At 62.2% G+C, this 12,658-nt stretch carries 10 protein-coding genes; 7 read left to right on the plus strand and 3 right to left on the minus strand.

All coding sequences use genetic code 11. The annotated features are described in order from the left end of the window. The first annotated feature begins 3 nt into the window (after nucleotides 1-3). The 3 genes from IB277_RS33950 to fabI are packed head-to-tail and all read left to right on the plus strand — an operon-like array spanning nucleotide 4 to nucleotide 2,950. Nucleotides 4-960 (plus strand): phosphate acetyltransferase, encoded by a 957-nt coding sequence (locus IB277_RS33950; protein WP_060601417.1) that lies wholly within the window; start codon nucleotides 4-6, stop codon nucleotides 958-960. Between the two features lie 2 nt (nucleotides 961-962). Next, nucleotides 963-2,147, plus strand: a complete 1,185-nt coding sequence (locus IB277_RS33955; RefSeq protein WP_192372794.1) for an acetate/propionate family kinase — start codon at nucleotides 963-965, stop codon at nucleotides 2,145-2,147. Between the two features lie 17 nt (nucleotides 2,148-2,164). Beyond that, on the plus strand, nucleotides 2,165-2,950 hold the full coding sequence (fabI, locus tag IB277_RS33960; protein WP_034799607.1) for an enoyl-ACP reductase FabI: 786 nt from the start codon (nucleotides 2,165-2,167) through the stop codon (nucleotides 2,948-2,950). Between the two features lie 20 nt (nucleotides 2,951-2,970). Here the strand turns inward: fabI and IB277_RS33965 are convergent, their stop codons facing one another. After that, on the minus strand, nucleotides 2,971-4,446 hold the full coding sequence (locus tag IB277_RS33965) for an NAD-dependent succinate-semialdehyde dehydrogenase (protein WP_060601412.1): 1,476 nt from the start codon (nucleotides 4,444-4,446) through the stop codon (nucleotides 2,971-2,973). Nucleotides 4,447-4,703: 257 nt separating this feature from the next. Then, nucleotides 4,704-5,972, minus strand: a complete 1,269-nt coding sequence (locus IB277_RS33970) for a 4-aminobutyrate--2-oxoglutarate transaminase (RefSeq protein ID WP_112974754.1) — start codon at nucleotides 5,970-5,972, stop codon at nucleotides 4,704-4,706. A 225-nt stretch (nucleotides 5,973-6,197) separates the two neighbouring features. On the opposite strand from IB277_RS33970, the gene IB277_RS33975 reads away from it, so the two are divergent. Next, the gene (locus tag IB277_RS33975; protein WP_060601409.1) at nucleotides 6,198-7,010 is read left to right on the plus strand and encodes a MerR family transcriptional regulator; all 813 of its coding nucleotides are present in this window, start codon (nucleotides 6,198-6,200) and stop codon (nucleotides 7,008-7,010) included. A gap of 143 nt (nucleotides 7,011-7,153) precedes the next feature. Here IB277_RS33975 and fba read toward each other — a convergent pair whose 3' ends face one another. Beyond that, entirely contained in the window at nucleotides 7,154-8,197 is a 1,044-nt protein-coding gene (gene fba, locus IB277_RS33980; protein ID WP_034799614.1) for a class II fructose-bisphosphate aldolase, read from the minus strand. Nucleotides 8,198-8,957: 760 nt separating this feature from the next. Between fba and IB277_RS33985 the strand changes: the two genes are divergently transcribed. Genes IB277_RS33985 through IB277_RS33995 form a run of 3 tightly spaced genes read left to right on the plus strand, consistent with a single transcriptional unit; the run spans nucleotide 8,958 to nucleotide 12,657 of the window. Further along, nucleotides 8,958-10,556: a peptide ABC transporter substrate-binding protein gene (locus IB277_RS33985; RefSeq protein WP_034799615.1), complete on the plus strand. Its 1,599-nt coding sequence runs from the start codon at nucleotides 8,958-8,960 to the stop codon at nucleotides 10,554-10,556. Nucleotides 10,557-10,610: 54 nt separating this feature from the next. After that, complete coding sequence (oppB, locus tag IB277_RS33990; protein WP_034799616.1) at nucleotides 10,611-11,534, plus strand: oligopeptide ABC transporter permease OppB; 924 nt, start codon at nucleotides 10,611-10,613, stop codon at nucleotides 11,532-11,534. Beyond that, nucleotides 11,527-12,657: an ABC transporter permease gene (locus IB277_RS33995; protein ID WP_034799617.1), complete on the plus strand. Its 1,131-nt coding sequence runs from the start codon at nucleotides 11,527-11,529 to the stop codon at nucleotides 12,655-12,657. The genes oppB and IB277_RS33995 overlap by 8 nt, the downstream gene beginning before the upstream one ends. Nucleotide 12,658 lies beyond the last annotated feature (1 nt).

The raw sequence follows: 12,658 nt of genomic DNA on the forward strand, positions 1-12,658 counted from the left end.
GACGTGTCCGAGGTAACCGAACTGACGATTGAGCAGTCCAAATACGATCTCCTGATTGCCACCGCGCGAGACGAAACGCCGGCGGTCACCATTGTCGCGCATCCCTGCGACGAGACCTCTCTGCGCGGTGCGTTGGAGGCCGCGCAAATGGGGCTGATCGCACCCGTTCTCGTCGGGCCAGAGGCAAAAATCCGCAGCGTGGCCGCCGAACACGGCCTCGACCTCGGTCGGTGCGAGATCGTCGACGCGCCGCATAGCCATGCGGCCGCGGCGAAAGCGGTGGCGATGATCCGCGAGGGTCGCGGCGAGCTGCTGATGAAAGGCAGCCTGCATACCGACGAACTGATGAAGGAGGTCGCGGCGTCGGCGACCGGGCTCAGGACCGATCGAAGGATCAGCCACGTCTTCATCATGGACGTACCGGGGCATTCAGAGACGCTCTTCATCACAGACGCCGCCATCAACATCTTTCCCGACCTCGAAGCCAAGCGCGACATCGTGCAGAATGCCATCGATCTCTGGGTGACGATCGGCCTCGGCGAGCCGCGCGTCGCCATTCTTTCTGCGGTCGAAACGGTAACGACGAAGATCCCGTCAACGATCGAGGCGGCAGCACTCTGCAAGATGGCCGAACGCGGCCAGATCACCGGCGGCCTGCTCGATGGTCCGCTTGCCTTCGACAACGCGATCGACCCGGAGGCAGCAAGGATCAAGGGCATCACGTCGCCCGTGGCCGGCCGCGCCCAGATTCTGGTGGTGCCGGACCTTGAGGCGGGCAACATGCTCGCCAAGAACCTGACGTTCCTGTCCCATGCCGACGCTGCCGGCATCGTGCTTGGAGCGCGCGTGCCCATCGTGCTGACGTCGCGGGCGGACTCCGTGCGCACGCGCCTCGCCTCCTGCGCGGTCGCCGCGCTCTATGCGGCGCGCCGGCGGACCTCGCAAGTTGCGGCGGTATGACCATGGATGCGCTTCTCGTCGTCAACGCCGGCTCGTCGAGCTTGAAGTTCCAGGTTTTCGGGATCACGGATCAAGGGCTCGAACGCCAGATAAAGGGCCAGATCGGTGGCATCGGCACGCGTCCCCGCCTGCAGGCGAAAGCGGCCGACGGCACCATTCTGACCGACAAGAGCTATGATGCCGACGTCGTTGGCGATCTGCCGGCGGCGATCGCGGCGGCACGCGACTGGTTGCTGACGCTCGAAGGCTTCACCTTACGGGCGGTCGGCCACCGCGTAGTACATGGTGGCCCCGATTATGCGGCGCCGGTGCTGATCGATGCGAACGTCCTTGATCGCCTCGCGAGCTACCAGGATCTGGCACCGCTGCACCAGCCCAACAATCTTGCTCCGATCCGTCAGGCGATGGCGATCAATCCGGATGTACCGCAGGTCGCCTGTTTCGATACCGCCTTCCATCATGGCCACCCGGAAGAGGTGAACTGCTACGCCATGCCGCGCAGCTTCTATGAGGATGGTGTGCGGCGCTACGGCTTCCACGGCCTTTCCTATGAGTACATTTCAGAGCGTCTGCGGGATGTGGCGCCTGCGGTCGCAGGTGGTCGCGTCATCGTCGCCCATCTCGGCAGCGGCGCCTCTATGTGCGCCTTGCGCGATGGTCACAGCATCGAGAGCACCATGGGCTTCACCGCGCTCGACGGCCTGCCGATGGGAACGCGGCCCGGTCAGCTCGATCCAGGCGTCGTGCTCTATCTGATCCTGCAGCGCGGCATGAGTGCCCAGGCCGTTTCCGACCTGCTTTACCACGAGGCCGGCCTCAAGGGGCTCTCCGGCGTCTCGAACGACATGCGCGACCTGCTTGCAAGCGCGGATCCCCATGCCAAGCTCGCCATCGACCACTTCGTCTATCGCTCAGGGCTCAATGTCGGGATGCTTGCAGCCGCGCTCCGTGGCATCGACGCCTTGGTTTTCACGGCGGGCGTCGGGGAGAACTCCGCGCAGATCCGCGTCCGCATCGCCGAGAACATCGCCTGGCTCGGGGCCGAACTCGACCCAGCCGCCAACGAGGCCGGCGCGACGCTGATTTCGACGCCTTCGAGCCGCGTTGCGCTTTACGTCATCCCGACCGACGAGGAACTGATGATCGCCCGCCACACGCTTGCACTGCTTAAAACCCGCGCAGCCTGATCCATCGGAGACAATTGATGTCCATTCCTGTCGCAAAGGCCAAACTTCTCGATGGTCGCAAGGGCCTGATCGTCGGCATTGCCAATGATCGATCGATCGCCTGGGGCTGCGCCCGTGCCTTCCGCGCTTTCGGGGCGGAGGTGGCGGTCACCTATCTGAACGACAAGGCGAAACCTCACGTCGAACCCCTGGCGCGTGAAATCGAAGCGCCGATCTTCCTCCCGCTCGACGTGGCCGTGCCAGGGCAAATGGAAGCGGTGTTCGAGGAGATCGAGAAGACCTGGGGTGAACTCGACTTCGTCGTCCATTCGATCGCCTTTTCGCCGAAGGATACGCTCGGCGGCCGCGTCGTCGATGTCCCGCGCGAGGGCTTCCTGAAGACTATGGACATTTCCTGCTGGTCCTTCATCCGCATGGCGCATCTCGCCGAGCCGCTGATGAAGAACGGCGGCACGCTCTTCACCATGACCTATCATGGCTCACAGGTGGTGGTGGAAAACTACAACATCATGGGTGTCGCCAAGGCCGCACTCGAAAGTGCCGTCCGATACCTCGCCTCCGAACTCGGCCCGAAGGGGATCCGCGTGCACGCCATCTCGCCTGGCGCGCTGGCGACGCGCGCCGCTTCCGGCATTCCGGAATTCGACGCGCTACTCGAAAAGACCAAGGTCAAATCGCCGAGCCGCGAGCTGATTGACATCGACGACGTCGGCGCGGCCACCGCCTTCCTTGCGCATGACGCCGCCCGCCTGATCACGGGCCAGGTGCTTTATGTCGACGGCGGCTACCACATCATCGACTAGCCGCCGGGTCTCCGCATGGGTCAGATATTGCCCATGCAGAGATACTTCATCTCGAGATAGTCTTCGAGCCCGTGGCGGGAGCCTTCGCGGCCAATGCCCGATTGCTTGATGCCGCCGAAGGGGGCGGCTTCGGAGGACATGCGGCCGGTGTTGATGCCGACCATCCCGTATTCCAGTGCTTCCGCCACATGCCAGACGCGCTTCAGATTTTCGGCGTAGAAATAGGCGGCAAGACCGTAGATCGTGTCGTTGGCTTCGGCGATCACCTGCTCGGCGGTCTCGAAGCGGATGATCGGGGCGATCGGACCGAAGGTCTCTTCCTGGGCGACGCGCATGTCTGTCGAAATGCCTGTTAGCACCGTCGGCTCGAAGAAGGTGCCAGACGTGCCGATCCGGTGGCCGCCGGCGCGCACCTTGGCACCCTTCGAAACGGCGTCGGCGACATGGGCCTCGATCTTTTCGATCGCGTGCTTGTCGATCATCGGTCCGATGGTGATATCAGGCGTGAAACCGTCGCCGACAGTCAGCTCGGCGACGCGCCGGACGAACTTTTCGGCAAAGGCGTCGTGCACGCCCGCTTGCACATAGATGCGGTTGGCCGAGACGCAGGTCTGGCCGGCATTGCGGAACTTCGCCTGGACAGCGCCATCGACCGCCTCGTCGATGTCGGCGTCGTCAAAGACGATGAAGGGGGCGTTGCCGCCAAGCTCCAGGCTGACCTTCTTGATCTGGTCGGAGCATTGCCGCATCAAAAGCCGACCGACCTCGGTCGATCCGGTGAAGCTGATCTTGCGCACCTTCGGGTTGCTGCAAAGTTCGCGGCCGATTGCAGCGCCTTCTGCGGCATAGAGCAGGTTGACGACACCGGTCGGGAAGCCTGCCTTTTCGGCGAGCAAGAACATCGCGCCGGCAACGAGCGGTGTCTGTTCGGCGGGTTTCAGCACGATGGTGCAGCCGGCGGCTAGCGCCGGCGAGATCTTGCGGGCGACCATCGAGGCCGGGAAATTCCACGGCGTGATCGTGCCGACGACGCCGACGGGCTGCTTGATCACAAGCATGCGGCGGTCGTTGGCCGGGGCGGGGAAGGTTTCGCCATAGATGCGTTTCGCCTCTTCCGCATACCACTCGACATAGGCCGCGGCATGCAGCACTTCACCCTTCGATTCGCCAATCGGTTTCCCCATCTCGGCCGTCAGGATGGCTGCAAGGTCGTCGGCATGCGCGACGATCAGGTCGTACCAGCGGCGAAGCACGGCACTGCGGTCTTTGGCAGGCTTTGCCGCCCAGAGAACTTGCGCCTTGGCCGCAGCTTCGATTGCCGCATGGGCTTCGTCGATGCCCATATCCGGCAGCGTCGCCAGCTTTTCGCCGGTCGATGGATTGAAGACGTCGAAGGTTGCGCCAGCCCAATTCTTGCCGGCCGTGGGGATGGAATGAAGCGAAGCGAACAGGTCGGCGTCGCGCAAGTGCTTGGTCAAGGCGGGGGTCAAGGTCATGGCGGGCATCCTCCGGCGATGGCCTGCCGCGAGACGGCAGGCCCGCTTTTGCTTGTTCTTGCGGGTGCCGATCAATCCCGGCACCCGAGCATTGCGCGTCTGAATTGGCGCGCAGCACCTACAGCGCCGCGCATCCCTCAGGATGCGCTAAGGCCGCCATAGCACTTTGAATTGCTGCATAATTTTGCCCTCAAGTCGATCCTGAATTGAGGAATTATGCACCGGGCAACCCGCGTTGCTGGTCGCCCGGTCGAGGATCAAGCACGCGCTGCGAGGATCGACGCTTCGAGAATGTCGAGCGCTTCGGCGAAGACTTCGTCCTGGATGGTGATCGGCGCCAGGAAGCGGATGACGTTGCCGTGCACACCGCAGGTAAGCAGGATCAGGCCCTTTTCCAGAGCGATCAGGCGCACCTTGTTGGCAAAGTCAGCGCTCGGCAGGTTGGTCTTCACGTCGTTGAACTCGACGGCGTTCATGAAGCCGGGGCCGCGGATGTCGGCGATTTCGGGCGCCTGCTCGCGGATTGCGGCAAGCCGCTGCTTCAGCCGGCCGCCAAGCTGCTCGGCGCGCTCGCAGAGCTTCTCCTCAGCGATAACGTCAAGGACGGCGTGCGCTGCGGCGATGCCGAGTGGGTTGCCGCCATAGGTGCCGCCAAGGCCGCCCGGCGCTGGAGCATCCATGACTTCGGCGCGGCCGGTAACGGCGGCAAGCGGGAAGCCGCCGGCAAGGCTTTTCGCCATGGTGATGAGATCGGGCGCGACATCATGGTGGTCCATGGCAAACATCTTGCCGGTACGGGCAAAGCCGGTCTGAACTTCGTCGGCGATCAAGAGAATGCCGTGCTGGTCGCAAATTTCGCGCAGCGCCTTCATGAAGGCGGCAGGCGCCGGATAGAAGCCGCCTTCGCCCTGCACGGGCTCGAGAATGATCGCGGCGACGCGACCCGGATCGACGTCGGCGGCAAAGAGCTTCTTCAGCGCAGCGAGCGACTGTTCGGTGGTGACGCCGTGCAATTCGATCGGGAAGGGGGCGTGGAAGACGTCGCCCGGCATCGCGCCGAAGCCGACCTTATAGGGAACGACCTTGCCGGTGAGCGCCATGCCCATGAAGGTCCGGCCGTGGAAGCCGCCACTGAAGGCGATAACCGCCTGACGGCCTGTCGAGGCGCGGGCGATCTTGACGGCGTTTTCCACGGCTTCGGCGCCGGTGGTCACGAAGATGGTCTTCTTGGCGAAGTCGCCGGGCGTCAGTGCATTGAGGCGCTCGGCGAGATGCACGTAGCATTCGTAGGGAACGACCTGGTGGCAGGTGTGGGTGAAGCGATCGATCTGCGCCTTGACCGCCTCGATCACCTTCGGGTGGCGATGGCCGGTATTGACGACCGCGATGCCGGAGGCGAAGTCGATGTAGCGATTGCCTTCCTTGTCCCAGATTTCCGAATTTTCCGCGCGGTCGGCGTAGATCTGGGTGGTCATACCGACGCCGCGCGAGATGGCGGCGTTCTTGCGGTCGGGGAGGCTGGTCATGGCGCGTTCCTGTCGTCTGGAGTTAATATATTGCATTTTTTCTGCAAGTTTATTGTGGAAGTGGTACACCTTTCACTGTCGATTGCAAATCAAATTTGGTGATCGAGACACCACGGTTGCTGATGCGCCGTTCTTGTCAGATCTCGATCGCGGCGGCTAAGGTTGCGGACACGCCGGAATTGCAAGGATTCGGGCAGCGCCGCTGGGCGGTAAAGGGAAATTGGAATGGGCGCAGTGCGCTACAAGGTCGCTGAAGCGGCGCGACTGGCGGGGGTTTCCGCCTCGACGCTGAGGCTATGGGAGACGCAAGGTCTCGTCGTGCCCGAGCGCTCGCCGACGGGGCATCGGCAGTATACCGAGAACGATCTTGCCCGATTGAAGCGCATCTCCTGGTTCCGGGCCGAGCGTGGTCTCAATCCGGCTGCGATCCGTGAGGCGCTGGACGCCGAAGGGGCTGCGGACGACCAGCCCCCATCGGCGACGAGCGACGGGCCTGAAAACCAGATCGGGCGCAAGCTACGCAGCCTCAGGCACGCCGCCGGCAAGACGCTGGAGCAGGTCGCCGGCGAGATCGGCATCGCCGCCTCGGTGCTCTCGACGCTGGAACGCACGTCGCAGGGCGTCTCGGTCGCTGTGCTGCACAACATCGCGGAATTCTTCGGAACCACCGTTTCCAGCCTTGCTGGTGAAGAGGAGGCGGATACGCGCGCCGTCGTTCGGGCCGGCGAATGGCGGACATGGCCGCGCACGACCCCCGGCGTCACGGTGCAACTGCTTGCCGATGGCCGCAACCAGATGGATTGCCACCGCTTCGTGCTGGAGCCGGGCGCGTCCAGCGAAGGCGCCTACGGGCACGAGGGCGAGGAGTTCGTCTATGTGCTTTCCGGCCGCGTCGAGTTCATTCTCGACAGCGACCAGTTCTACGATCTCGGTGTCGGCGACTCGCTCTATTTCGAGAGCAAGAGGCGACACGCCTGGACGAACCGGCATGACGGCGAAACCGTGCTGCTCTGGGTCAACACGCCGCCGACGTTCTAATCGTCGGCCGATCACGCGGCATTCCCAATTGAAACGAAATCGGCGCGCGGTGCGAATAGAACCGCGCGCCGATCGGTGTTGTGAGCCTAGGCAAGCCGTCTGCTCCCCGATCCGGTGGCCCGGAGCGGGGAGGGATTGTCGGATCAGCCGGCCGCGTAGCGCTTTGCCATTTCCGGCAGGCGCAGCGTGCGGATCTTCGAGGCCTTGCCAGCGGTGCGGAAGGCTTCGAAGCGCTCCTTGCAGACTTCGGTCATCAGCGCGGTTGCCGGCTTCAGGTAGGTGCGCGGGTCGAAGTTTTCCGGGTTCTCGGCGAAGTTCTTGCGGATCGTGCCGGTCATGGCGAGGCGCAGGTCAGTGTCGATGTTGACCTTGCGAACGCCGAGCGGGATCGCCTTCTGGATTTCCGAGACCGGAACGCCCCAGGTCGGCTTCATCTTGCCGCCATAGGTGTTGAAGAGATCCTGCAGATCCTTCGGCACCGACGACGAGCCGTGCATGACGAGGTGGGTGTTCGGCAGCTTCTTATTGATCTTGGCGATCGTTTCGATCGACAGGATGTCGCCATCGGGCTCGCGGGTGAACTTGTAGGCGCCGTGGCTGGTGCCGATGGCGACGGCCAGTGCGTCGACGCCGGTCTTGGTGACGAAGTCGAGCGCCTGCTCCGGATCGGTCAGCAGTTCTTCACGCGACAGCTTGCCTTCGAAGCCGTGGCCGTCTTCCTTGTCGCCGGCGCCAGTTTCGAGGTTGCCGAGGCAGCCGAGTTCGCCTTCGACCGAAACGCCGGCCGCATGTGCGATCTTCACGACTTCTGCGGTGACGGCGACATTGTATTCATAGCTGGCAACGGTCTTGCCGTCCTTCTCCAGCGAGCCGTCCATCATGACGGAGGTGAAGCCGTTGGTGATGGCCGAAATGCAGGTCGACGGCTGGTCGCCGTGGTCGAGGTGCAAACAGACCGGGATATGCGGGTATTCTTCCGCCGCGCCGAGGATGAGGTGGCGCAGGAACGCGTCACCGGCGTAGGAGCGGGCGCCACGGCTTGCCTGAAGGATGACCGGACTGTCGGTCGCATCGGCGGCGCGCATGACGGCCTGAATGTATTCCAGATTGTTCACATTGAACGCCGGCAGCGCGTAGTCGTTCTCCGCCGCATGGTCGAGCAGTTGCCGCAATGTGATCAATGCCATTCGCTATCTCCCTTTGGATACTCGGTGCAACCTATGCGGCGCACCACAAAAACAATCCGGCCGTTGAACCGCACGAAATGCATCGATGGCAAAGTCGATGGCCGGCTTTTTCGTGCGGCGTGACGGCGCGCGCGAATTGGTCGCGCCCACCGAAGTCAGGCGCACAATAGTTCATCGAAGTGGTTTGACAACCGGGCAAAAGGCAGGTTGCCAGAGGTCGAAACTCGCTTCAATCGATTTTACTGTGGACTGGATGCAACACCTTCAGTGTGAAGTGTTTTCACTTTCTGGTGGTGCCTGAGAGGAGGGGGAGCCGAGGGCAGTGAATGCAACCATTGGGCGCTGGTTTTGTCTGCTACACCACCGCGGTGGATGCCCTCTCGGAAACAGTCTGTCGACAGGAGGTGAACGTCTCGCAAGAAGATTGCGGCAACGCCCCTCTTTCTTTGCGCAGATTACGTAAACTGCCGCTAAAATTCACAAACTTTGCATCGCGGATGATTCGAGGCCCAATCCGGCCGACAAAAAGCGCGGACCTAAAACGTTGCAGTAGATTTCGCAAAAATGCCCTGTTCACGTCATATGCCCGTCGCAAAGGCGACGAAAAGAATCGCAAACAAAATACAACCTATGGGATAGGTCGATTCCCCTCCTATAGATAAAGATGCAGACAGCCGCAGAATCCGCCTTGCGTTCGCGAACGATTTGCACTTCTCTCCTGCGATCACAAACCCAAAACAAGGGGAAGGAGAGAAACAAAATGGCATCACTGAAACTCAACCTCCGCGCTGCCGCGCTGATTGGCTCGCTGCTCATCGGAGCAAGCCCGGCACTTGCCGAAGCTGTCCTGCATCGCGGCAACGCAGGTGAGCCGCAGACGCTCGACCAGCACCACACCTCGATCAACATTGAAGCGTTCATCCTCAAGGACCTCTACGAAGGTCTGACGATCTATGACGCCTCTGCCAAGATCGTCCCCGGTGTTGCTGAGACGTGGGAGCTTTCGGACGATGGCACGGTCTACACCTTCAAGCTGCGCGCCGATGCAAAGTGGTCGGACGGTTCGCCGGTAACGGCTGAAGACTTCGTCTTCTCCTTCCGCCGCGTCGAAGATCCGAAGACGGCTGCCGGCTACGCCAACATTCTCTTCCCGATCAAGAACGCCGAAAAGGTCAACAAGGGCGACCTGCCGACCGATCAGCTCGGCATCAAGGCGATCGACGAAAAGACCGTCGAAATCACGCTCGAGCGTCCGACCCCGTTCTTCCTGGAGCTGCTCGCACACCAGACGGCACTTCCGGTCAGCAAGGCCAGCGTCGAAAAGAACGGCGCGGACTTCGTCAAGCCGGGCGTCATGGTATCGAACGGCGCCTTCACGCTGCAGGCCCACGTTCCGAACGACAGCCTGACCGTCGTCAAGAACGCCAACTACTGGGATGCGGCCAACGTCAAGCTCGACAAGGTCATCTTCTACCCGATCGACGACCAGGCGGCTTCGGTTCGTCGTTTCGAAGCCAAGGAAATGGACCTCGTCTACAACTTCTCGGCTGACCAGATCGACCGTCTGCGCACGTCCTATGGCGAGCAGGTCCATGTCTCGCCGTCGCTTGCGACCTATTACTACGCCTTCGACACCCGCCAGGAGCCCTATAGCGACGTTCGCGTCCGCCAGGCTCTCTCCATGGCCGTCGACCGCGACTTCCTCGCCAAGGAAATCTACGCCGGTTCGCAGCTCCCCGCCTATTCGATGGTTCCTCCGGGCATCGAGAGCTACGGTGAGCCGTCCAAGGCCGAGTTCGGCACGCTGTCGCAGCTCGACCGCGAAGACAAGGCCATCGCCCTGATGAAGGAAGCCGGCTACGGCGAAGGTGGCAAGCCGCTCGACATCGAGCTGCGCTACAACACCAACCCGAACCACGAGCGCGTCGCAACGGCTGTCGCCGACATGTGGAAGAACACCTTCGGCGCCAAGGTGTCGCTGGTGAACCTCGACGTGTCCTCGCACTACGCCTACCTGCAGGAAGGCGGCAAGTTCAACGTTGCCCGCGCCGGCTGGCAGGCTGACTACGCGGATGCCGAGAACTTCCTGGCGCTCAGCGTCGGCTCCAACAAGACCTTCAACTACGGCCATTTCGAAAACGCCGAGTTCGACGGCCTGATGAAGAAGTCCTACGACGAGCAGGATCCGGCCGCTCGCTCGAAGCTGATGCATGAAGCCGAAGCGCTGCTGATGAAGGAACAGCCGATCGCTCCGCTTCTGACCCAGGCCGACCTGTGGCTGGTTGCCAGCCGCGTCAAGGGCTGGGCGGACAATGCTCCGAACGAGCACCTCAGCAAGTTCCTGAGCATCGCCGAATAACGAACAGAGACGACGCGCGGTCATAAGGTCGCGCGTCGCCTCCGGAGCACGTCCATGATTTCCTTCATCCTTCGCCGATTGGCGAGTGCGGTGCCGACCTTGTTTATCGTCGTCACCATTTCGTTTTTCTTGATGCGGTTCGCCCCTGGTGGCCCCTTCAACCTCGAGCGTCCTCTTCCGCCACAAACGATGGCGAACCTGATGAAGACGTACCAGCTCGACCAGCCTCTTTGGCGCCAATACACGCACTATCTCAGCAATGCGGTGACCGGCGACTTCGGCCCGAGCTACGTCTACAAGGACAACAACGTCGCTGAATTGATCGGCAAGGGTCTGCCCTATTCGATGGAACTCGGCTTCTACGCGTTGCTTATTGCGCTGATCGGCGGCGTCACCGCCGGAACGATTGCCGCGCTTCGGCAAAACAGCGTCCTCGATTTCACCATCATGTCGTTTTCGACGATAGGGGTCACCGTGCCCAACTTCGTCGTCGGCCCGGTGCTGACACTGGTCTTTGCGATCGTGCTCGCATGGCTGCCGGCCGGTGGTTGGGGGGATGGATCGCTGCGCTTCCTGATCCTGCCGATGATCGCGCTGGCGCTGCCGCAGCTTGCGGTTTTTGCGCGGCTCACGCGCGGCTCGATGATCGAGGCGCTGCATACCGACCATATCCGAACGGCCAAGGCCTATGGCCTGCCATCGCGAACGGTCGTCGTTACCCATGCGATGCGTGGTGCGATGCTGCCGGTCGTGTCCTATCTCGCGCCCTGTGCTGCGGCCCTTCTGACCGGCTCGGCCGTCGTTGAGACGATCTTCACCATCCCGGGCGTCGGTCGCTACTTCGTCCTTGGCGCCATCAACCGTGACTACACGCTGGTGATGGGCACAGTTATCCTCGTTGCCATCTTCGTCATCGTTTTCAATCTCCTGGTCGACATTCTCTACGGCCTGCTCGATCCGAGGGTTCGCCATGACTGATATCGCCCAGACCCCGGCGGCGACGCCGGAAACAAAGGGGCGCAGCCTCTTCCAGCTCGCCGCCATGCGCTTCAAGCGCAACCGTGCCGCCATGGCCGGCTGCTTCATGCTGGCGCTTATCGCGCTGTTCTCGTTCCTCGGTCCGTTCTTCGTCCCGCACACCTACGATCAGGTGTTTCCGTCCTACGTCTCGATCAGCCCGAGCCTGGAGCCGCGTCCAGATACGTCGACGCTTCAGGACGTGATGGAAGGCGTCGCCACACGGGCACGCGTCACGCTCAAGGAGTTCAATCTCGAGGGTGAAACCTTCACCGCGACGATTACTTCCGAACAGCCGATCGATTCCCGCGCCACGCGCTACTTCGACCGCGCCAACGAATTCCGCGACACCCAGGTGGTGGCAACGGAAAACGACGGAAAGACGCTGAAGGTGACCGGCCAGGTCGACCGGGAATACTTCCCCTTCGGCACGGATTCCAACGGCCGGGACCTCCTGGTTCGCGTCATGCTCGGCGGCCAGATCTCGATCGCCGTCGGCCTGCTTGCGAGCCTCGTGTCTCTCGGGATCGGCGTGGTCTACGGCGCGACATCGGGCTACATCGGCGGTCGCGTCGACAACGTCATGATGCGTCTGGTTGAGATCATGTATTCTCTGCCCTTCGTGTTTCTGGTCGTCGTTCTCGTCGTGTTCTTCGGGCGCTCGTTCATCCTGATCTTCCTGGTGATCGGGGCAGTGGAATGGCTCGACATGGCCCGTATCGTGCGCGGTCAGACATTGGCGTTGAAACGTCGAGAATTCGTCGGCGCCGCGCAGGCGCTCGGTCTCACGGATTGGCAGATCATCCGCCGGCACATCATCCCCAACACGATTGGCCCGGTCATCGTTTTCGTGACCGTCGTCGTGCCCAAGGTGATCCTGCTCGAGAGCTTCCTCTCCTTCCTCGGCCTCGGCGTTCAGGCGCCGCTGACGAGCTGGGGGGCGCTGATCTCGGAAGGCGCAAACAACATCCAGTCGGCGCCATGGCTTCTGATCTTCCCGGCCATCTTCTTCGTCCTGACGCTGTTCTCGCTGAACTTCGTCGGCGACGGCCTGCGCGACGCGCTCGACCCGAAGGATCGCTGAC

Origin of the sequence: Ensifer sp. ENS07 (assembly GCF_014852185.1) — a bacterium.
Classification (GTDB): Bacteria; Pseudomonadota; Alphaproteobacteria; order Rhizobiales; family Rhizobiaceae; genus Ensifer; species Ensifer adhaerens.